Origin of the sequence: Oceanobacillus caeni, assembly GCF_042678465.1 — a bacterium.
In the GTDB taxonomy this organism is placed as follows: Bacteria; Bacillota; Bacilli; order Bacillales; family Amphibacillaceae; genus Oceanobacillus; species Oceanobacillus caeni.
The window spans coordinates 22,863-43,926 of record NZ_JBHTKV010000003.1 but is presented as its reverse complement, the minus strand read 5'-3'; the positions used below and the strand labels follow the sequence as shown (position 1 = coordinate 43,926).

Sequence of the window (21,064 nt, the reverse complement as noted above, 5' to 3'; positions counted from 1 at the left end):
ATAATTGATGTGCCCACCACCTTCTATTACTTTAATTTCTAACTCTCCTTCCTATGGTATCTTTATCCTCCACATCGTATTCAACTAAGTTGAATACAAATAAATCCAATTGAATAAATATTACTACAGACAACTTTTAGGAGGTTATTTTCATGTCAACTCGTATTCCTGGATTCTATAACTTATTACCTGAAGAAAGGCTATCACAAATAGCCAAAGCTACCAATTTAACGGATAAAGAGCTTGAGATCATTAAGGGGAATAAAGGATTCTCGGTAAAAGAAGCAGATAGAATGATTGAAAATGTCATTGGATATATGCCAATTCCACTTGGGATTGCCGTCAATTTTAAAATTAATAATAAAGATGTCTTTATTCCCATGGCAACGGAAGAACCATCTGTAGTAGCAGCGGCTAGTAATGCAGCAAAGTATGCCTATGACTCTGGTGGGTTTACAACCTCTTATAGTGGGGCAATCATGAGAGGACAAATACAAATTACCGAAGTAAAAGATCCGTATGGAGCATTGGCAAAAGTCTATGAAAACAAAAGAGAAATATTGCAACTCTGTAACAAACAAGATCCCACACTCGTATCACTTGGTGGTGGAGCAAAGAACCTAGAAGTACATGTCATAGATGGACCTACCAAAAAAATGGTGGTAGTTCACTTATTTGTGGATACAAAAGACGCTATGGGGGCAAACGCAGTAAATACCATGGCGGAAGCAGTTGCTCCATTATTAGAAAAGATAACTAACGGCAAAGTGGTTTTACGCATATTATCTAACCTTGCTGACCAACGTATCGTACGTGCCCGTGCCACTTTTCAGGATCCATTTAATGATAATAAAGAAGCAATGAATAAGTTTATGGATGCTTATGAATTAGCAATGATTGATCCATATCGTTCAGCCACACATAATAAAGGAATCATGAATGGAATTTCATCCGTAGTGCTTGCATCAGGAAATGACACCAGAGCTGTGGAAGCAGGTGCGCATGCGTATGCTTCTAGATTGGGGACTTACCGCTCATTGACTCACTGGGAAAAAGGTGAAAATCATAGTATTATAGGTACTATCGAACTTCCCCTTGCTGTCGGTTTAATTGGTGGCGCAACAACTTCTCATCCAGTAGCAAAACTAGCCACAAAAATAATGCAAGTAGAAACAGCTGAAGAACTTGCTAGCAATATTGCTTCTGTTGGTCTAGCACAGAATTTCGCTGCGCTAAGAGTATTAGCTAGTGAGGGCATACAACAGGGACATATGAGACTACATGCAAGAAACCTCGCTTTAATGGCAGGTGCAAAAGACAATCAAATTGATAAAGTTATAGAATTAGCTGCAAAACAAGGGAAGTTTAAGTTTGATGATATTAAAAAGATTGTAAAAGCCCTTTCTTATTAGTCAAAGACTTAAGCTTGTTCATATTTGATATATTTTGCTAATAAATTATTATAAAGAAGTCTTCCATCAGTGGAGGTTTTCCTTCATCCCTCACTGATGGTTACCAAAAAGCTTGAGGTGGGATAAAAAATAAATAGTGGAGGGCGGTACCATGGAAGAGGAAAAGAAGAACCTGGTTGATATTTGGGAAGATCATGTGGATATCAAAGACCTTAGCATAGCCATGGGACTTTGTATTCTTTTTGCACTTGGTGGTTACCTAATTGCTCCAGGAAATGGCCCACAGTCATTAATCTTTGGTATCTTAGGTGGTGTCCTAGGTTTTATTATTAGTAGTATCATGATTAAGCCTAAACGGACCATTATTGAGACATGGGAGGATGAGTAAGCATGGATGTAATGATTATTTTCCAAATCGTCGTTGCCGCAATCCTTGGTGCTGGACTATATACAATCATTGGAATCGCTCCCGGTACAGATGAAACCGCGGTACTAGCACCCGTTACCATTGCACTTGCGTTATTAGGCATTTCTCCATACGTTATATTGGCATTTTTCATGTCTGCGATAGTGGCAAAGAAACTAACCGATTCTATTCCGGTTGCCATTGCCGGGATACCGGGTGGGGTAATGGCTGCACCAATGGTCGAACATGCTATGGTTTTAAAAAGTTACGGTATGCCAGATGTTAGTATAAGAAAAATGTCCTCAGGCTCTGTTATTGGTACATTAGTCTCTATTCCTTTAAGTTTCTTGATTGCAAATGCGATTCTCCCATTTGCCGATAAAATCAGCAGCTATTCAGGTTTAATCTTTTTCTTAGGAACTGTTTTTCTAGCACTTTTGTCAAAAAATAAAATTTTATCTTTAGTCATCATTGTTCCTTTCGCATTACTTATCCAAGGACTCCGTCATTTGTATTGGGGATTAGAAATTATTCCATCAGATTCAACTGTTTTCGTATCCTTCTTTCTAGGTATTACGATCGGACCAATCGCCTTTTCTTTATTTGAACTTTTAAATAAAGACCATCGTAGAAAATTACCTCGACTTGGAAATAAGGAAATACATGTTAACTATTCAAAAAAGGTTAAAGGATTACCAAATCCGTTTAAAGTTCTAACGAAAAAAGAATCCGGCACCGCGGCCTTAGGTAGTGCACTAGGTTCTATTACTTTCTTTCTTACACCAGTTGGGATGACTGTATTTTTAGGTGAGTTTTTAACAAGGCATATTAAAGATCCTGTTCAAAGAGCCTCAAGGGCTATTTCAACAATGGATGCTTTAACCAATGCCTCCTATATATCTGGTACATTAATTCCACTGATAGCTATAGGACTACCATTATCACCAATGGCAATTGGCCCAGCTGCTGGACTATTTAACGCACCACCTATCTTCACTCCTGAACATAATATACATCACATTCTTTCTATGGGTGAAATCATGCTCGTATCTATCATTGGAGCCACAATTGCACTACTTATCACTTTCTATGTAACCATTAAATATGCTACACAAATCTGTTCCTTTGTATTTAAATACATCCCTCACGAGGCACTAATTGGACTTTTCGCGGGACTAGTAGTGATGTTGGCGTTTATGGATGCAGGTTGGATCAACATTTTCGGTGTTATTCTTGTTGCCTTAGTATCAGGGCTACTCCACCGCTATGGAGTAAATTATGGAGTAATGTTCATGATACTGTACGCAGCACCATGGTTATTAGGATTATTTAGCTAAAGGTGCTTGATTCCATGGATTTGAACGATGATAAAGGTGACAAGCCCTATGTTCCATTTAAGTGAACGATATAAATTTGGACGACGGGAGACTCATGCAAATATCTAAATAATGTGCACATTAACGGGGGTTGTCTCCCTTACCTTAGTTAGGGCTGGGCGGTTACTTTTTTCTTTCTTTAACGAAAACAAGAACCAATGTTATCGATCCTATCAACACTAAATTTGATTGTAGTATCAGATTTAATGCCTCAAATGTCGTCAATCTTACCACCCTTAATTTAATCAGCCCAAGTGGGAAGAAAAAATTCTAAAAGTAGAAATCTGGAATATATTTATGTATAATGGGTATAGATAAAGGGAGAAGAACTAATAGTACTTCTCCCGCAACCTCTACCGTCAGGGTGGTGGTTGTCTTAAATGTTTGATTATTTATGAGAACCACCCCTTTGCTATGGACGGCGCGGGGTGGCTTTCTTGTTTTCTAGTATGTTTTTCCCGAATGAAATATGCACTTAATTCACGCACAATTCCTTTCAGAAAATGCATTTATTCAAAGTCTTTACTCAAAATATCAATGCGCTCTTCAAAAGATACTTCGCGATGAATTTCATGTAACATCCATACATACCCAAAGCTATCAGAAAACATAGCATTTGAAATGCCCATTTCCTCCATTCTTGTGACAGGTTGAATTTCTGTTGCATTAGCAGCCATCGCTTTGTCATATACTTCTTGGATGTTTGGAACCACGATATTAAACCAAAATGATTGCCTGTCCCCTTCTTTCGGCGCAAATAGTTGGTATTCAGGATTTTCATCAAGCATATGGAAACGCGTACCGTAAATAGTGAATACCGCTTCGTTATTGCCTACTTTAAAATCTGTCTCTTCCACAACCTCTACATCAAAAATAGCTTTGTACTGCTCTAGTGCAGCTTTACTATCTTTGACAACAAAATCAAATTCCACTCCATTCATCGTTTGGCACTCTCCTAACTTCTAATTACTTTTTATCGTCTATTACACTATCTTCCACATCACACTTGTTTTTATTCTACTTTATTTACACCCATTTAAACAACACGAAGGCGCACGGAATAACTTAAGTTTATCAGTGGCATTGCTCTAGTCATTATACATTAGCAAGTTCCCTTGTTAATTTTGAATATACTTATTAAAGATATCGCCAAAATCTTTTCGAGTATTATCATTGTATGTCGTATTTAGCCAATCAAAAGCAAATTTTGTAGCTTTTTCAAATTCATTAGCAATAGTTCCTTCTCGAAAGCGATTGTCGGTGAATAAAGTTTTGGATAAATCAAGACTTTCTTTCGCATAACCTAGGACACGTGCATCACTATCTTGAATGTGCGAAATAGTAACTAATGATTTATACAGATCAGCAATAGCCTCGCCTTCTTTTTTCTCAATATCTACAGAAATGGCTTGTCCACCTATCGTGAATTTTATTTCAAGGTCCAAATCAATCGTACCAGCGGTTTCAACAGTGACATTTTGAATGGGGTTGCAGTAGTAATCATATCGATAAATATTTCGCTTACTGCTCGTTGCCTTTTCCCCATCTAAGTGGATTAAGGCACGATTCGTGAAACAATATTCATCCGATTTCGATTTAATCAGAAAATGAATTTGTTCCCCTTCTTCATGTAATACATAATCATCTGATTCCGTTTTATCAAAATCATCTGGCCGAATAATTTTACCAATATCACTCAATCCTAGTGCATCACTAGCAATCTTTTTAAACATGTAGCACATTCTCCTCCAACGAAACTACCCACAGCAGGAATTATTCATCCGGTACTAGGAGTTGTTTCTTTGATAAATTGTCCTAACAATACTATTTTAACGTAATTTATAAATTAGTAGAAATATGAGGGCGATACTTATATAAAAACTTCTTGAATTCATTCGTGAAATTTGGGAGGGGTTGTGTGGGAGGTTGTTGCACACGTCTTTTAAAAAAACGTATTAGATAACAAGAAAACCACCCGTAGGAAGCATAAGGGTGGTTCTTGAAAGAAATAAATACCTCATTATTTAACAGCTACTTTATCTTTCCAAGAGCTAGCTGATTCATATAAAACTTTATTAAGATCTTCAATATTATTTCTACCTTCTGATCTCATCCAATCTCTACAAGCCGCTTCACCTTCTTCAGCAAAGACACTTACACCATTTTTCCAAGTTGCACGCCCACATAGTACACCATTAAATGTAGATCCCGCTTCTTTTGCAAATACAATTGTTTCTTGGAACAATTTAGCAGAGACTCCAGCACTTAAGAAAATAAATGGAACATCAGTTGCCTCACTTTGTTCTTTAAAATATTGAAGTGCTTCTTCACGTGTATAAACAACTTCATCGCTAGAAAAGCCTTCTACAAAGTTCATATTAACAGGAACTTCTACCTTTAATACATCGACATGATATTGGGGTTTCGAAAATTCCTTCATCGCTTTAATTACTTTAGACGGTTTTACCTTTGCATAGTCTTTTCCTTTTACATCGTCATTTTTAGCATCATAAGTTACAATTTCCAAAAAGAATGGAATATCCTCAGCAAGGCATTCTGAACCTACTCTTTCCATATACACATGCTTAAATTCATTGATCTTATCATCTTCATCAACATCATAATATAATAAGAATTTAACAGCATCAGCACCTTGTTCTTTCAAACGTTGCACAGACCATTCTTCTAATAAATCAGGCAATCTTCCTGGTTCTGTTACGTCATATCCAGTTTTTTCATAGGCAACAAGTAAGCCAGCATCTTTATCTCGTTTTCTTGAAGCAGGAAGTCCATATTCAGGGTCAAGTAAAATAGATGTAGAATAAGGAGTTAATTCTTCAGAAACAACTTCTTTAAAATTAACAATTGCATTTTCATCCTCAGAAGCAATCATTTTTTTCAATGAACCGCGTTGGTCAATTGCCAAAGCTCCAATAATTCCATCTTCATTTGATAAACGTTTTAATGCTTCATATTTTTTTTGACTAATTGTAATCATAAAGGTACCTCCAACTTAATTTTCAGGTGATATTTTATAAAGTAACTTAACATGATGTGAGTCCTTTTCAATCATTTTATTGAAAGGAATTTCCTTATCTTCCAGTTCGAACTCTCCAGTAATTAGTGGGGTAACATCGATTTCTTTTGTTGCCATATATCGAAGTGCTGCTTGCCATTCATATCCTGGGAAAGGACTACTGTAAGACATCCAAGAACCTCTTATTTCTAATTCACCACGAAGAATTTTTTCAAAGACTTCAGGTTTAAATGTAATGTCTTTTTTACACGTACCAATATAAACAACCTTTCCACGTTTCGCTACATATTCAATAGCTTGGACTTGTGTAATATTGCTACCCGCTGTTTCATAAACGATTTCCGGTTGTTCATTAGTCTCAAAATATTGATCCATTGAATCTTTAAGTGGATTAATTATTACATCTGCACCAATCTCTTTTGCTAATTGAAGTTTTTCCTCGTTTAGATCAACAACGATAATTTTACCTGCTCCTTTAGCACGTAATGTCAGTAATGTTAGAAGACCAATTGTTCCTGCTCCAAGCACTAAAACAGTTGCTCCCGCATGAACATTTACACGATCAACACCATGTATTGCAACCGTTAATGGTTCTACTAATGCTGCTTCTTTTAAAGAAAGTTCATTAGGGATTTTAAAGCAGTTAATTTCTGGTGCAGCAACATATTCTGCCATTGCACCGTCTTCTCTAGAACCAATAAAGCTATACTTTTTACACAAAGCAGGTTCACCTTGTTGGCAAAACTCACATTCACCACATGGTACAAGTGGTGCTACAGCTACCCTATCTCCAACCTTTAGTTTTGTAACATCTTCACCAACTTCGTCTACTATACCAGAAAACTCATGTCCTAATATTTGTGGGAAAGAATGAACTCCTCCGTTAAAGTACCTTGGAATATCTGATCCACAAATTCCGCAGTAGCCAACTTTTATAACTACTTTTCCTTTTTCAGCCACTGGTTTATCGACTTCGACTAAGTTAAATTTTTCTACGTCAACTACATTAAGTGCCTTCAATTGTTTCACTTCCTACTGTTTATTCTTGATCGTCTTCTACATAAAGGGTTTGCTTTTTATATTTTCTAAATGTATACCAGAAGCAAAATACATAGACTACTAGGATTATGGAGAAGCCTATTCCCATTTCTACAGATAGTCCTTTTGTTAATAAATAAGTAATTGGACTACCAGCTTGGTCTAGGGAAGATACACGATCTCCCTCATCTACTAATCCGACATTTTGACCCAATTTCGTTTGTACATTAATCATTTGGTTAGAAATCCAAATGGTAACAAACATGATAACAGACCCAGAAATTAAAGTTCTAAACAAGTTACCTTTATGGATCGCTACAGCCATTGCCACGAAGAAACCAATTGTAGCTAAGTCACCAAAAGGTAATACTTGGTTACCTGGTACAAGTGCTGCAATTACAATGGTTAATGGAACAAACAATAAACTTGCTGAAATTACTTGAGAGTCACCTAATAATAGAGCCGGGTCTAAACCAATTCTAAAGTTACTGCCACTAAAGCGTTTATCAAGCATTTTCTTGGCTGCATCTGATATTGGCAATAAACCTTGCATGATAAGTTTAACAACCATCGGCATTAATACCATTACTGCGGCCATTTGAATAGCTAATTGTAATGCTTGTCCAACTTCATATCCGGCAAGTAAACCAATAATAAAACCAAGGATGGCTCCAATAATTGTTGGTTCTCCAAATGGCCCCATTTTTTGTTCAATTTTTTCACCGTCAATATTAATTTTGTTAATTCCAGGAATACGATCTAATAAATCATTTATAGGAGTTGCGAACACACCCATGTATGATGAGGTACCATGTGGTATAGCAATTCCTTCTAATCCAAAGTATTTATCTGTAACTTGTCCAAACATGTCCCCAAGTTTATAAGCGATAATCGCATGTACAATTACACCAACAATACCAAGAGCAAAATTTCCTGTTGCAACATACACAATCGCTCCAGTAAATGCCATATGCCAAATGTTCCAAATATCGACGTTTACAACTTTTGTCATACGTAATAATATCATGATGATATTAACCGCAATCGCAATCGGGATTGCAATTAGTCCCATGGAAGATGCCCAAGCCATTGGGGCTGTACCAGGCCAACCTAAGTCAACTACAGATAGACCTAAATTAAAATTATCCGCCATGGATTGTGCTGCAGGTCCTAAATTTTGATTTAACAAATCTACAACTAAACCAATACCAATAAAACCAATACCTATCGTTATACCCGAACGTAGAGATTTACCTACCCCTTGTCTTAATAACAATCCAATAATGAATATGACAATCGGCAACATTACACTTGCACCTAAATCAACAATATATTGTATGACTGCCATGTAGTTCTCCTCATTTCTTGATGAAATTTTTCTTTTTGTATATAATGGTAGTAAGTATATTTTTTTATTGTGGCTAGGCTATTTTAGTACTAAAATAGCCAGCTTTTTTCTTTATTTGGATAACAGTGGGGATGGATTCCTTCATCCCCTATTTATCTTCCTATACAGGCAGTTGATCTCCTACCTTCTTTGTTTCCCAAAAAAGCTTGGGGGTGGAAGCCTTACTGCCCATTTAGGTGGGATAAATTTTTTACCTTATTTCCTTAAAACATCTAAAATTTGTTGTTCCGTTTTCTCTACACCAATACCTGAAATAAATGCAACACCATGAATAACTGGTACTCCAAGGTCTTTTGTTACTCTAGCTGTTGTTACGATTAAATCGGCATTATCTTTTTTCGATTCCAATTCATTCACTCTATACTGAGAAACATCTGCATCGATTCCTTCTCTTTTAAGTAATTCTCTAATTTTTTCTGCTGCTACCGTTGAAGTTGCTACTGCTCCACCACATGCTACAATTACATTCTTTTTCATTTTGAATTCCTCCTAAAAATTATAGATTTTGCTCAATAATTTCTTTCATTTGTTCTGTATTTTCACTGTCAATGAGACCTTGAATGAATCCTTCTTTTTGGATGGATTCTATTAATTTCTGTAATGTTGTTAAATGCTGTTGTCCATCGCCAATCGCTAACATAATGACAACTTGAACATCAACTAAATCTTCCTCACTCCCTCCCATTTCATTAAATGAAACAGGTTCTTTTAATGTAGCAAAGACGAGTCGGTCTTCATTTACTAACTTTCCATCTGTATGTGGAATTGCCACACCAGGATTTACTGGTAGCCCTGTTGGAAATTCACCTTCCCTTGTTTTTAGCGCTTCCACAAAACCTTCTTTAACAATATTATTTTGAATTAATTCATTACCTAAAGTTTCCAACAATTCCTCTTTACTGTTCACTTGTATATCTTTTTTAATATACTTTAAATCAATCACTGTCTGTCCCCCTCTAAGAATCCGCTATCACAAGTTTTACATTATTTTTTAATACATTTGATTGAATTCCCTCATCAATTACTTTATCTGTAATAATAATGTCTAAATCAGAAAACTTGGCGACTGAATTAAATGCTGTGGCTCCAAATTTACTATTATCTGCAACCACTATTTTATTTTGGCAATGTTTCAACATACGCTTTGAAATTTCTGTTTCTCCAATATGATGATTGGTAACTCCGCTTATTGTATCGATTCCACCACAACCGAAAAAACCAATATCTACAAAAATATCTTCAATATTATTAGTTGCAAAAGGCCCATAAAGAGAACCTTCATTTTTCCTTACCACTCCGCCTAAAATCACAAGATTAATAGATTCACGATGAATAAGAAGATTAATTATTGGTATCGTATTGGTTACAACGGTAATATCTTTTAAATGCAATAGTTCTTCAGCCAACATGTAGGTTGTTGTACCATAATCAAGATAGATAATGTCACCATTCTCTACATACTTCGCAGCCTCTTTTGCAATTTTACGTTTTGCAAACTCATTTTTTGTTTTCCGCCGTTCATAATTTGATTCCTGGTTTGGGGTATCTAATACAGCACCACCATGTACCTTTTTTATTAAGCCTTCTTCTTCTAATTCATATAAATCCTTACGTATAGTTTCCCTTGTAACCTTAAGTTTCTTGCTTAATGCTAGTATTTTTACCGATTTATTTTTATTCAGGATCTCAAGGATTTGAGATTTCCTTTGTTCCGAGTTCAACGTCTTACCACAACCTTTCTTGTAAGCGTTAAATTAATATTAACCCAAAAAAAATGAAAACGCAATACTTTTTGGCGAATATTTTTGCATTTCTTGTCAAAAATTTGGCATTATCTCCACAAACTTGGTTTTATTAACGTTTTCACTTTGTTTTCGTTTGCATATTTCATAAGTGATATTGTTTTTTTCTTTTGCATTTTGTATTATGGGAAAAAGGAGTGATTTTAATGATACATTTAATTTGTCCAAATCCAGCTATCGATCGAACGCTTTTAATAAAGAATTTTAGTTCTGCAATACCTAATCGCCCCTATGAGGTCAAAGAATTTCCTGGTGGGAAAAGTTTCAATGTAGCCTATGCCCTTAAACGAGAAAACCCAAATGCTAAAGTTGCTATTCACACCATAATCGGCGGGCATAATGGGGAATATTTAAAGCAATTAGCCGAGGGAAAACAATATCAAATTATCGATACGGCCGTTAAACAAAACACAAGATTATGCAATATTCTTGTTGATACGGAAAAAAGTACTATCTATCCTGTTTACGAAAAGGGCCTTCAACTAAGTGATGACATTTTAAAGGATTTCAGTGCTCAAATCGTCTCCACAGTCCAGGACAATGATACGGTAGTATTTTCTGGTTCCTTAATGAAGGGAATGCCAGATGATTATATTGTTCAAATTACCCAAAAAATAGATAAAGAGAATGTTAAAATTTTCGTTGATACAAGTGGTAGGCCTCTTGTAGAAGCATACAAATCCAATCCTTACGTCATAAAGATTAATGACGAGGAAATTATGGATTTATTTCCAAATGAAACATTGAGTACGAAAGAGGATTATATTCAATTAATAAGAAAAATTGACCACATCCCGTATTTTATTGTAACGTTGGGAGCAAAAGGCGTTATTGCTAAAATGGAGGATCAATTATTTTTTGCAAAGGCAAATGAAATTAAAGCAAAAAACCCAATAGCTTCTGGAGACTTTTTTTTAGGAATTTTAACGCATTGTATTGAAAGCAATCTTAACCATGAAGAAACCTTAAAGCTTGCCATAGCTTACTCTACTGCAAATTGCTTAAATTGGTACCCAGAAGTGAATCAAGAAGATGTTAACAAAGTTTATCATACGGTATGTTTGGAAAAATTATAAAAGTATCAATAGCGCTTGGAAACTTTATCCTAGCGCTTACTTTTTTCCCTATCACTGCATCTAAGCATTTATATGGTAGTAGATTCCTTATACGATACTGAAAGTCTTTCTTTCATAACAACTGTTGTTAATCCTGTCGCTGGATAAAAATAAAACATTTTTTTGAATAATGACTGGTTCTTGCTTTCCAAGGTATGTTCGAAGGGTGACGGGGGTGTTGGTATCCCGTTGGCGAGCCTAACAGTTGTATGCACATCATCCTCTCCCCTTCTTTCCCGAAATGTCATGTGCCTTTTAAGAGAAGCACTTCCATCCGAAGAAGAAATAGACAGTCTTTTGGATGAAGAGGATGGTGAATAAAATGTCGTCGCTATTAATCTATTTCCAATAAAAAAGGTGCAAGATTATAAAAACATATAAGATTGCACCTTTTTTATTAACTTACTGCAAGGAAATAATAACCCTCTTCTAACATTTGTTTTGATATGCTCCTGTAGCATCACGCCTCCCTCCCCTTCATCCTAAAAACTTATTCCGATAATGACTCAAGGCCAACAGAGGAAAAATATATTGGTAACTATGGTAATGAATATAAAACCCACCTGCCATTCCTTGCCCTTTTGGATAGGATAAGGTCCAATCCTTTTTATGAGAATTGTCTAGTAAAAACTTTACCCCCTTCTTTATCTCCGGTGTGACATTGTCGGATGCCGCAATGAGCGCATCCAATGCCCAGGCAGTATGTGTTAATGTGCTACTTTCAAGTGGGGTATAAGTTTGATTGATATCACTATAACAAGATTCCCCCCACCCTCCATCCGGGTTCTGAATGCTTTTTAACCATTTTAGTGATTGCCGAACGGAAGCATGCCCTGGATTCACACCGGTTGCAATCATACCGGTTATAGAAGCCCATGTTCCATATATATAGCAAATTCCCCATCTTCCATACCAGGAACCATCCATTTCTTGATGGCGAATTAGCCAATTCACTCCATTTTTTATGGCGATATGATTTTTGGACAAGTTGGTGAAGTTCCCGTAAAACTCCAGGGTCCTTCCTGTCAAATCTGCGCTAGAAGGATCCGTTAATAAATATTTAGCCCCTTCAATCGGGATAAACTTCACAATCTCTTTATCCACATTTTTTTCAAAAGCAGCCCAGCCACCGTCTTGATTCTGCATAGAAAAAACCCAGTTAATTCCTCTGTCCCAAGCCTGGCGATAAATGGGCTCATTCCGCAACAAATGAGTAATAGATCGTAAGGAAGCAGTTGTATCGTCTATATCCGGGTTCATGGTGTTCCGATCAGAAAATCCCCATCCACCTGGTAAACCGGATGGATTATGAATTACCCAGTCTCCATAACGGGAATGTTGTCGAGAAAGTAAGTAGTTATTGGCTTGTTGAATCATTGGATCATCCCAAGGAATACCAGCACGTTGCAGGGCATCATTGATTAAGGAAGTATTCCAGACGTTAGCCGTGGTGTATTGCATATGCGTATGACCATCAATCTGACAGGCCATGCCTTTTAATCCCTTTACTGCTTTTGTGATAATGGGATCATTTTTAGGATGCCTGAGGGCTAATAACGAAAAGATCATTAAAAAGGTGGAACTGAAATAATTATATAAGGTCCCATCCGGTTCAATCCGATCTAAGATATATTTTTTCGTTTGTTGGATGGCTAGTGAATGAATGTGTGCGGGAAGCCCGATGATATGTTTGATTCCTTGTTGAATAAAGAAATAAAAAGAACGCCACTCCCCGGAACGAATGAGGAAGAATTCGTCATTTTCCGCATCTCCCCTTGAAAGGAACAAATGAGAAAGATCGGGGCTTCTTTTTGTTTTCATCGTGAATTTTTGATCGGCTAGTATTAACAACGGAGCTATGTTTGTTCTTCCATAAACGGAAAAATCAAAGAAGTTAATCGGGAAAGATACTGGCAAAAGGATAAATTCGACTGGAATAGGAAAAAACGCAGGCCATTTATATTGACCAGTTAGAGCAAGCATGATTTTAGTAAGCATATGACTTTTCCCAATCCCGCCCCATGCTAAAATGCACCTCCTTGCAGCTACTAATTCTTTATCCTCCTTATCTCGGTAACCAGAATATAAAAGTGCATAATAGGCTTCAACGGTAGCAGATAAATTTCCGTTTTTCTCATCATAAAAAAGTTTCCAAGACCCATTTTTCTCCTGCCTGCTAAGGATTCTTTCGACTAAATCTTGAATGAGCTTTTCATCATTTATTTCTAATGTACGCAGTAAAATAATCATATAGGCATCCGTATAAATGCCTGTTTCAAAAGGATAATCCCAGGACCCATCAGAGGATTGATCATTTCTCAATACCTCGACGATTCGATTGATTTCATCCGTTATTTGACTTTTCACAATTACACCCCCAAAACAGCTATATCATTTTATTCCATCTCCACGGTAAAAATTCCAAATAACCTTGAACACACACTTTTATCTTTTCATCATTTATTCCCATACACATCCATAAAATAATTGGGAAAGGAGTGATACTCCCTCATGCAATGTTTAAAAAAGAAATGGGCCAGTCAAAAAATCCCACCAGAACTAACAGCCATTAAAAAGGAATTAACAAAGAAGTCAAGGCCCACCATTCATGAAAATCAATTAAATGCTACGGAATATAATTTAATCAAATACATTCATCGTGAAACGAAAAAAGGAAATGTAAATAATGTGACAAGAACGAATGCCTACTTGGATTTTTATAAAAAGCACCCTGAAATACACTGGGCATTTCTAGGTCATATGGTTTCTCGAAATGGCGGATGGAACATGACCGATTTAAAAGGAAGTCTATTATCTAGGGTTTTATCCAGGGGCGAACAGAAAGAGTTTTTCACTTTTTTGGAGCGAGGCAATTGGTTAATCTTTCAGGACATTTATCCGCAATTACTACTTTATGAAGAAAGTGTAAAAAGAAACACCAATCTTTTTTACCTTTTGCCATTGTTTCATGTCTCCTATTTCATGAGAGTCATTTGGAATTACTTCTACCAAAACAAAGATCGATACCTCTTGACCGTCGCACTTATTGTCAATGAACAAAGCTATTTGGAAAAGAGAGTCATTCAGAATCCTTATTATCAATCTACTGTATTGCAAACACTGGAATTTAAACTGCAGGAGTTATTGGATTTAAACCAAATTATCTTTCCAACCCTTGATGGAAAAATAATCGGGCAAACCATTCACCAATTCGCCTCTTTGCATGACCGGATTTTGTTAGGAAAACGTTTATATCAATTACTTTATGATACAGAAAACTATCTATCTATTTATACGTGGGCAATCCAACACCCCCACACAGGCTCAAGGAAAGATTTTTGGCCGCATGTATTTAACGATATCGATGAATCCGTCCCCTGGGGTCCTTACCAGCGAAGAATAAAAGACTGTCGCATCAAGTCCGGCGCCCCAAAACTATATAGTCCCATATTAAAATTCGCATGGAGTAATGTGGAATAGAAAGAAGCAGAGAAAGAGGACTGGTATTCGGATTGGAAAGTCATTCATTATTTAAAAAAAGATATGTCTAAAGGAAATGGAGCTATTTATCATGAATATTGTAAAACACTGGAGACAATCGAATTCTCAATCCTCGCGAAAGAGGCCTTATTACCGAAGAAGTCAAAGAATTAAAAGCTATGTATCTACCATTATTTTGGCCTCACTTATTGGAACATATTTAGATCTCTTGCTTGTAGGGGCAGGTCTGTATTCTTTCCCAAGCCGTCCCTTTTCAGAAATATTTACCATTAATATCTTATTCACGCTTTGTATCCTGCCGTTATTTTCCCTAATTATTATTTTTGTATTAAAAAGGTTACATAAATTACTTAGGTATCTTTTCCTATTCATTTGCAGTTTAGTTGCATACATAGCAGAACAAACTGCAGAACGATTAGGCTTATTTATTCATTCTATGGATTGGAAACATGAATTTTCTCTAGTTGGTTACTTTCTTTTTCTTATCGTTATTTGGATGTTTTATAAATGGTTTGAAAGCGACCATGAGCCATGAGTAAGGTGGACAGTCCCCGCATCCCATGGAGGGAAGATCCACGGTTGCATTAGATTACTAAAAGTTAAATGTGCTGCAAAGATTGGGGCATTTTACCAGATTAACGTAGTGGGAATCTGACAGCAAAATAAAAAGGAAGAAGTCTGACTCTTTGGCCTAAACTATGTGTAAAATAGTTCTCGGGGATTTGAAGCAAAATTCTAGAAAAAAAGAAAAGGCGCTCTATCATAAATGTATGCTTCCCGGCAAATACATTAGAAAGAGGCCTTTTCATGAATACAATTATATCAAAAATTAGCGAATTATTAAAGGATACAAATGACTTAATTGAGTTTGAAGAACCTAAAGTTTCGTTTGCAACAACATTTAGTTTTGATTTATAATGAATATAGAAACAGCGTAAAATAAAAGAGACTGGACGCACTAACGCCCAGTCGGTGCAACATACATGCCGCAAAATAGCGGCTAACCAATTTAAAGGACTATGAAATAGTCATCTTTCCTTGGTAGGGCAGAGGGGGCTATTTCTTTTTGTTTATATGGACGACAATTGTTATAGTCAATGTTTTATACCAAAGGTTCGTTTAACTTTAAAAGGAAGTACTCGCTTATTACTTACGGAGTACTTCCTTTTATTTTTGGTTTATGAAATTTGTCTAGTGAGATAAGGGGTCTGTCCCCCATGGTTCCCTTTTTTTGTCTTCAAATTAGTATTCATTATTTTAAAATGGTAACATTAACTGTTCTATTTCCCCATTTATATGCTTCGGCCTTTGTTGGAACATGAACATCAATTTTATTCCCTTTAATGCTTCCGCCAGTATCGGCAGCAACTGCATAACCATAGCCATCGACATATACTTTAGATCCTAATGGAATAACAGATGGATCCACAGCTATTACTTTCGCATTTGGATTTGCATTCAAATCTACACCAGTAGACGTGATACCTGAGCAACCATCACAATTAGCCGTATATGCAGTAGCAGTTGCTTGAATTACATTAAGTTCTGCATCGTCTTCGGAATTACCTTCTGATTTAGTAGATTCTGCTTTTTCATCCGCTTCTACAACTACTTTTTTATCTGCTTGAGATGCCTCTTGGCTGACTGGCTCTTGAGCCTCAACTTCTTCTGGTTCTGTTGCTGGTTCCGGTGCCTCAACTTCTTCTTCTGGTTCTGTTGCTGGTTCTTGAGCTTCGACTTCTTCTTCTGGTTCTGTTACTGGTTCTTGAGCCTCAGCTTCTTCTTCTGGTTCTGTTGCTGGTTCCGGTGCCTCAACTTCTTCTTCCGGTTCTGTTGCTGGTTCCGGTGCCTCAACTTCTTCTTCTGGTTCTGTTGCTGGTTCCGGTGCCTCAACTTCTTCTTCTGGCTCTGTTGCTGGTTCCGGTGCCTCAACTTCTTCTTCCGGTTCTGTTACTGGTTCCGGTGCCTCAACTTCTTCTTCTGGTTCTGTTACTGGTTCCGGTGCCTCAAACTTTTCTGGTTCTTGAGCCTCGACATCCTGAACTTCTTCTGTTGATATGCTTTCAGTCGCAACTTCTTTTGCTGGCGCTGTAACTGTTTCCTCCGAGACAGCATCATCCGTGGTAGATATAGTTGGAATGTCAAGCACTTGACCAATAAAGATAAGATCTGATGTGAGATTGTTCAGGGATTTTATATCCTTGACCGTTACATCAAATTGATTAGCGATCCTGGATAATGTGTCCCCTTTTTGTACTATATATTGTTCGTTTATGAATAATAGTTGATTCGGATAGATAATAGTTGACGTCAACTTATTTATATCCATTAATTTCTTTACTGTAGTGTTATGTTCTCTTGATATATCCCATAGCGTATCACCTTTTTGTACTTTAACTTCTGCTGCTGAAACGTTAGTTACTGTTACACTAGCGATAAGCATTCCTGCAGTTATCGCAGTTACTAACTTTTTCATCTTAAATCTCCCTCCATATTCTTCCAGATGTTATTCATTTTAACATAGATTTACAAAAGAAATATGACAAATGTATTACAAAGGTTTGTTTAGATTGCAGGGCCAAAGGGACCTTCCCTGTGATCCTTGTGATTCTATTAATTTTATAATTTCATAGACACAAGAAGAGGGTCTCCCCTCTTCTTGTGTCTCGACGATTATAAGACAATCATCCTTCATGCAAATAACCAGGTCCATGCCAAAACCTAAGCAACATACATGCCTTGTACAGAGCGGCTGACCTAGTAAAGTTTTTTGCAGAAATAGCTCACCTTACTTGACGGCAGGGTGGCTATTTCTTTTTGTTTAGATAGGCGACAATAGTTACGATCATTACATGAACATGATTCGAATTATGTTAATCCTAAATGTTCACGGAAAGTATGACCTTCATATTTCTCTCTGAAAATACCTCTTTTTTGCATTTCAGGAACAATTAGTTCAACAAAGTCTTCTAAACTACCAGGCAATGTAGGAGGCATAAGATTAAATCCATCAGCCACACCAGCTTCAAGCCAGACTTCCATCTGATCCACAATTTCTTCGGGCGTACCTATCAGCGTGTGATGCCCACCGCCCGCATTAAGATATCCTAATAATTCTCTTACGGTAGGTCGGGTATCATTAATAATTTCTAGTATCGTTTCGTAACGTCCGATTGGTCCAGTAAATTCTTCTACAGGAGGTAGTTGAGGTACTTCTTTATCCATTTCCCAATTCGAACAGTCTTGTTGAACAAAGAAACTCAACTGGTTTAAAGCTGTTTCAATAGGTAATTGCTCATCTAATGCTGCTTTTTTTTCTAAGGCTTCTTCATGAGTACGACCTACATAGGTTACTAAGCCCGGAAATACTTTAATATGTCTATTACTGTCTCCACTTTGTCTAACTTGTTCATCTAATTTTTCACGAAATCTTTTTGCCTGCTTCAAGTTCCACGATACGGAATAAACCGCATCGGCATATTTTGCCGCCAATGCAATACCTTGTTTAGATGCCCCCGCTTGCATTGATACTGGTTTGCCTTGGGGGCTTTTTGGTGTGGTGGATGGGCCATACACCTTAAAATAAGTACCAGCGTGATTAAATGGCTGAATGTTTGAAGGATCGATCAATTTCCCTTCTGCTCGATTATGTACAAACTCATTACTGTCCCATGAAAGGAATAACTTATTCATTAAAGCAGCAAATTCATCTGCTTTCTCATAACGTTTGTCATGAGGAGGCAGTTCATCCATACTATGATTTAACGCCTCCAAATCAGTCATAGAAGTAACGAGATTCCAACCAACACGTCCTTTTGTAATATGGTCTAAACTTAATAATTGTCGTGAAGCTGTGAAAGGATTAGAAAAAGTACTTGAAATGGTTGAAACTAATCCCACATGTTTTGTCACTTGAGAAATAGCTGTTAAATTGACTATTGGATCAAACCAAAATGCTGGCATATCACTAGAATCTTTAGCCGGAAAGGATTGATTATCAGCAAAGAATACTGCGTCAAAATAACCTTTTTCCGCTAACTGTGCTAAGGATTGGTAATATGAAATGTCCCCAATACGTTCAACGCTTGAGTCAGGCATTTGCCAAGCAGCCTGATGGTGCCCACATCCATACAGCAAGACACCTAAGTGTAGTTGTTTTTCTTTCATCTTTGGCATTTGTCATACCTCCAAACAATTATTATTCACTATCTTATATACTCCGTTTTTGAAAGACTATCCATTGTCATTTAAGCTACTAGTTCATTGTCAAACCGCCATCTACTGTGATATTTTGACCTGTAATACCGTGCGCATTTTCTGATGATAAAAAAGCGACCATATTGGCTACATCTTGAGGTGTGGTCACCTTCTTCAGTGGCGTCGACTGAGCAATTAAATCAAATACTTCCGGTGTTGTAACAGCACTGGCATGAGTCGTTTTTAATAATCCCCCTGAAACGACATTCGCTTTTATACCATATTGTCCTAATTCAGAAGCGATATTACGTGTAAAACCTATTAATCCAGCTTTAGCTGTTGTATATTCATGGTAAGGTACAACAGGATTTTGATATAAATTAGTACCTATACTTATAATACTTCCATTTTGTCGTTCAATAAATTGAGGGATGACGCTTTGAACTACATGAAATGCTGCTTTTAACGTACCATTTAGTTGTTTTTGGTAATCAACCCAGGTGAGTTCTGTGAAAGGTTTCTGTTTGTTTGGATCAAACTTAAAGTCTACTAATGCATTGTTGACAACAACATCTATTTGGCCAAAGTACTCCGTTGCTTTTTTTATCAATGTATCTACTTCTGTGCGATTGGTTACATCAGCCTGAATGGCAATAGCATTTTCTTCACCAATCTCAGAAACAAGCTTCTCAGCGGCATCCTGACTTTTATAGTAATTGATAACCACTTGAAATCCTTGTTGTGCTAAGGTCTTTACAATAGACTCTCCTAAACCTCTACTACCACCTGTTACTAATACTGTTCTCCCCATCATAACCACTCCTATATTATTAATTTTGATGAAACTTAAATAATAAAGTGATAAATAAAAAAATACGCAACCTTCACATAGAAAAGTTGCGTAAAAAGAATTAACTACATATTAAGAAAAAGGCATAATCACCCTTTTAGTATGTAATAGAATTTACACTTTCCTACGCTAGTTTTAACTAGTTCAGGTTCAAAGGGTTTGAGTAAATACTCATCTCAGTTAAATAACACCCCTAGTGAATATATTTAAGTTATAGTCAATGTTATAGTCTTCAGAAATTTATGTCAAGGGAATATGGCTGTTTAAGTATTTCTATCATCCCTTCAAAAATAACTCCAGTACCTTTTCCCATTCATTTATAGTTAGTTGCATACATAGTGGAACAAACTGCGCTTCATTGTTAAGTTTAAACTTTTATGCTAAAATTACCCTTTGCAAATCAAAGAATTTAAAAAGTCATCAGTTCTAATACTTCCTATAACGAAATAGAAATAAAATGAAGTGTTTTTTATGAAAGGAATTTTATTTCATGATGGATGGACTACGAAACAGGGAGGTGAATAAATGAAAAATTTTATTAGTTTTAATAAGATGATTACACCAACAATCATTAAAGTGCTTTTTTGGGTTGGAGTAGGCTTCTCTATCATTCTAGGACTTCTTCAAATTATAGCTGGTTTTGATTCTTACTTCGGTGGCGGTTACCAAATATTTATGGGTATATTAACTATCATATTAGGACCTATCTTTACAAGGGTTTATTGTGAATTATTAATTTTATTCTTTAAAATGCATGAAACAATACAAGAAATTAATGAGAAATTAGGTTTAAAGGATAATTAATTTTAAATGGAATATTTGATGTTAGCGTTAAAATTCTCGTGTAAGTTGTTAAAAGCTCTTATTCAAGAATGATCAAACGTTTGTTTTAAAAGGTTAGCCAGAAATTACTGGTTGGCCT

General features: G+C 36.4%; 18 protein-coding genes, 1 pseudogene and 1 riboswitch. Of the genes and pseudogenes, 7 read left to right on the top strand and 12 right to left on the bottom strand.

Going from position 1 to position 21,064, the window contains the following annotated elements; all coding sequences use genetic code 11:
• Positions 1–152: 152 nt before the first annotated feature.
• The 3 genes from ACFQ18_RS03750 (at position 153) to ACFQ18_RS03740 (ending at position 3,155) form a co-directional block, all read left to right on the top strand.
• Positions 153–1,412, top strand: coding sequence for a hydroxymethylglutaryl-CoA reductase, degradative (locus ACFQ18_RS03750; RefSeq protein ID WP_204797757.1), 1,260 nt, complete (start codon positions 153–155; stop codon positions 1,410–1,412).
• A 151-nt stretch (positions 1,413–1,563) separates the two neighbouring features.
• Entirely contained in the window at positions 1,564–1,800 is a 237-nt protein-coding gene (locus ACFQ18_RS03745) for a hypothetical protein (protein ID WP_204797758.1), read from the top strand.
• 2 nt (positions 1,801–1,802) lie between these two features.
• Entirely contained in the window at positions 1,803–3,155 is a 1,353-nt protein-coding gene (locus ACFQ18_RS03740; protein WP_204797759.1) for a tripartite tricarboxylate transporter permease, read from the top strand.
• A 548-nt stretch (positions 3,156–3,703) separates the two neighbouring features.
• On the opposite strand, the gene ACFQ18_RS03735 is transcribed toward ACFQ18_RS03740, so the two are convergent.
• From ACFQ18_RS03735 to ACFQ18_RS03700, 8 genes are all read right to left on the bottom strand, one after another.
• On the bottom strand, positions 3,704–4,135 hold the full coding sequence (locus ACFQ18_RS03735; protein WP_204797760.1) for a VOC family protein: 432 nt from the start codon (positions 4,133–4,135) through the stop codon (positions 3,704–3,706).
• Positions 4,136–4,312: 177 nt separating this feature from the next.
• The gene (locus ACFQ18_RS03730) at positions 4,313–4,927 is read right to left on the bottom strand and encodes a PH domain-containing protein (RefSeq protein WP_204797761.1); all 615 of its coding nucleotides are present in this window, start codon (positions 4,925–4,927) and stop codon (positions 4,313–4,315) included.
• Positions 4,928–5,214: 287 nt separating this feature from the next.
• Positions 5,215–6,192, bottom strand: a complete 978-nt coding sequence (gene lacD / locus ACFQ18_RS03725) for a tagatose-bisphosphate aldolase (RefSeq protein WP_204797762.1) — start codon at positions 6,190–6,192, stop codon at positions 5,215–5,217.
• 15 nt (positions 6,193–6,207) lie between these two features.
• Positions 6,208–7,251 carry a galactitol-1-phosphate 5-dehydrogenase gene (locus ACFQ18_RS03720; RefSeq protein ID WP_204797763.1) on the bottom strand — a complete coding sequence of 348 codons (1,044 nt, stop codon included), beginning with the start codon at positions 7,249–7,251 and terminating at the stop codon, positions 6,208–6,210.
• A gap of 19 nt (positions 7,252–7,270) precedes the next feature.
• Positions 7,271–8,617, bottom strand: coding sequence for a PTS galactitol transporter subunit IIC (locus ACFQ18_RS03715; RefSeq protein WP_204797764.1), 1,347 nt, complete (start codon positions 8,615–8,617; stop codon positions 7,271–7,273).
• 255 nt (positions 8,618–8,872) lie between these two features.
• A complete protein-coding gene (gene gatB, locus ACFQ18_RS03710; protein ID WP_204797765.1) occupies positions 8,873–9,154 on the bottom strand; it encodes a PTS galactitol transporter subunit IIB in 282 nt (93 codons plus the stop codon).
• 19 nt (positions 9,155–9,173) lie between these two features.
• Positions 9,174–9,620, bottom strand: a complete 447-nt coding sequence (locus tag ACFQ18_RS03705; protein WP_204797766.1) for a PTS sugar transporter subunit IIA — start codon at positions 9,618–9,620, stop codon at positions 9,174–9,176.
• Positions 9,621–9,633: 13 nt separating this feature from the next.
• On the bottom strand, positions 9,634–10,398 hold the full coding sequence (locus ACFQ18_RS03700; RefSeq protein WP_204797767.1) for a DeoR/GlpR family DNA-binding transcription regulator: 765 nt from the start codon (positions 10,396–10,398) through the stop codon (positions 9,634–9,636).
• 227 nt (positions 10,399–10,625) lie between these two features.
• Between ACFQ18_RS03700 and ACFQ18_RS03695 the strand changes: the two genes are divergently transcribed.
• Positions 10,626–11,555 (top strand): 1-phosphofructokinase family hexose kinase, encoded by a 930-nt coding sequence (locus ACFQ18_RS03695; protein WP_204797768.1) that lies wholly within the window; start codon positions 10,626–10,628, stop codon positions 11,553–11,555.
• Positions 11,556–12,071: 516 nt separating this feature from the next.
• On the opposite strand, the gene shc is transcribed toward ACFQ18_RS03695, so the two are convergent.
• Positions 12,072–13,961 carry a squalene--hopene cyclase gene (shc, locus tag ACFQ18_RS03690; RefSeq protein WP_204797769.1) on the bottom strand — a complete coding sequence of 630 codons (1,890 nt, stop codon included), beginning with the start codon at positions 13,959–13,961 and terminating at the stop codon, positions 12,072–12,074.
• 144 nt (positions 13,962–14,105) lie between these two features.
• Between shc and ACFQ18_RS03685 the strand changes: the two are divergent.
• Together ACFQ18_RS03685 and ACFQ18_RS03680 are read left to right on the top strand one after the other, a co-directional pair.
• A pseudogene (locus ACFQ18_RS03685) lies at positions 14,106–15,248 on the top strand (DUF2515 domain-containing protein).
• Positions 15,166–15,630: a CBO0543 family protein gene (locus ACFQ18_RS03680; protein ID WP_379565747.1), complete on the top strand. Its 465-nt coding sequence runs from the start codon at positions 15,166–15,168 to the stop codon at positions 15,628–15,630. Before ACFQ18_RS03685 ends, ACFQ18_RS03680 begins: the two are co-directional and overlap by 83 nt.
• Positions 15,631–16,347: 717 nt before the next feature.
• On the opposite strand, the gene ACFQ18_RS03675 is transcribed toward ACFQ18_RS03680, so the two are convergent.
• The 3 genes from ACFQ18_RS03675 to ACFQ18_RS03665 form a co-directional block, all read right to left on the bottom strand.
• The gene (locus ACFQ18_RS03675) at positions 16,348–17,571 is read right to left on the bottom strand and encodes a LysM peptidoglycan-binding domain-containing protein (RefSeq protein ID WP_204797770.1); all 1,224 of its coding nucleotides are present in this window, start codon (positions 17,569–17,571) and stop codon (positions 16,348–16,350) included.
• Between the two features lie 392 nt (positions 17,572–17,963).
• Positions 17,964–19,271 (bottom strand): LLM class flavin-dependent oxidoreductase, encoded by a 1,308-nt coding sequence (locus ACFQ18_RS03670; protein WP_060668843.1) that lies wholly within the window; start codon positions 19,269–19,271, stop codon positions 17,964–17,966.
• A 79-nt stretch (positions 19,272–19,350) separates the two neighbouring features.
• Positions 19,351–20,103 carry a 3-oxoacyl-ACP reductase gene (locus ACFQ18_RS03665; RefSeq protein WP_060668842.1) on the bottom strand — a complete coding sequence of 251 codons (753 nt, stop codon included), beginning with the start codon at positions 20,101–20,103 and terminating at the stop codon, positions 19,351–19,353.
• A 143-nt stretch (positions 20,104–20,246) separates the two neighbouring features.
• A riboswitch (TPP riboswitch) is annotated at positions 20,247–20,347 on the bottom strand.
• 320 nt (positions 20,348–20,667) lie between these two features.
• On the opposite strand from ACFQ18_RS03665, the gene ACFQ18_RS03660 reads away from it, so the two are divergent.
• Positions 20,668–20,946, top strand: a complete 279-nt coding sequence (locus ACFQ18_RS03660) for a DUF4282 domain-containing protein (RefSeq protein WP_204797771.1) — start codon at positions 20,668–20,670, stop codon at positions 20,944–20,946.
• Positions 20,947–21,064: the final 118 nt, after the last annotated feature.

Bases quoted from the DNA above. Each gene is read 5' to 3' on its own strand.
- ACFQ18_RS03695 (WP_204797768.1), top strand. From the start codon at position 10,626: ATGATACATTTAATTTGTCCAAATCCAGCTATCGATCGAACGCTTTTA.
- lacD (WP_204797762.1), bottom strand. From the start codon at position 6,192: ATGATTACAATTAGTCAAAAAAAATATGAAGCATTAAAACGTTTATCA.
- ACFQ18_RS03665 (WP_060668842.1), bottom strand. From the start codon at position 20,103: ATGGGGAGAACAGTATTAGTAACAGGTGGTAGTAGAGGTTTAGGAGAG.
- ACFQ18_RS03740 (WP_204797759.1), top strand. From the start codon at position 1,803: ATGGATGTAATGATTATTTTCCAAATCGTCGTTGCCGCAATCCTTGGT.
- ACFQ18_RS03670 (WP_060668843.1), bottom strand. From the start codon at position 19,271: ATGCCAAAGATGAAAGAAAAACAACTACACTTAGGTGTCTTGCTGTAT.
- ACFQ18_RS03735 (WP_204797760.1), bottom strand. From the start codon at position 4,135: ATGAATGGAGTGGAATTTGATTTTGTTGTCAAAGATAGTAAAGCTGCA.
- ACFQ18_RS03675 (WP_204797770.1), bottom strand. From the start codon at position 17,571: ATGAAAAAGTTAGTAACTGCGATAACTGCAGGAATGCTTATCGCTAGT.
- ACFQ18_RS03730 (WP_204797761.1), bottom strand. From the start codon at position 4,927: ATGTTTAAAAAGATTGCTAGTGATGCACTAGGATTGAGTGATATTGGT.
- ACFQ18_RS03715 (WP_204797764.1), bottom strand. From the start codon at position 8,617: ATGGCAGTCATACAATATATTGTTGATTTAGGTGCAAGTGTAATGTTG.
- ACFQ18_RS03660 (WP_204797771.1), top strand. From the start codon at position 20,668: ATGAAAAATTTTATTAGTTTTAATAAGATGATTACACCAACAATCATT.
- gatB (WP_204797765.1), bottom strand. From the start codon at position 9,154: ATGAAAAAGAATGTAATTGTAGCATGTGGTGGAGCAGTAGCAACTTCA.
- ACFQ18_RS03745 (WP_204797758.1), top strand. From the start codon at position 1,564: ATGGAAGAGGAAAAGAAGAACCTGGTTGATATTTGGGAAGATCATGTG.
- ACFQ18_RS03680 (WP_379565747.1), top strand. From the start codon at position 15,166: ATGAATATTGTAAAACACTGGAGACAATCGAATTCTCAATCCTCGCGA.
- ACFQ18_RS03750 (WP_204797757.1), top strand. From the start codon at position 153: ATGTCAACTCGTATTCCTGGATTCTATAACTTATTACCTGAAGAAAGG.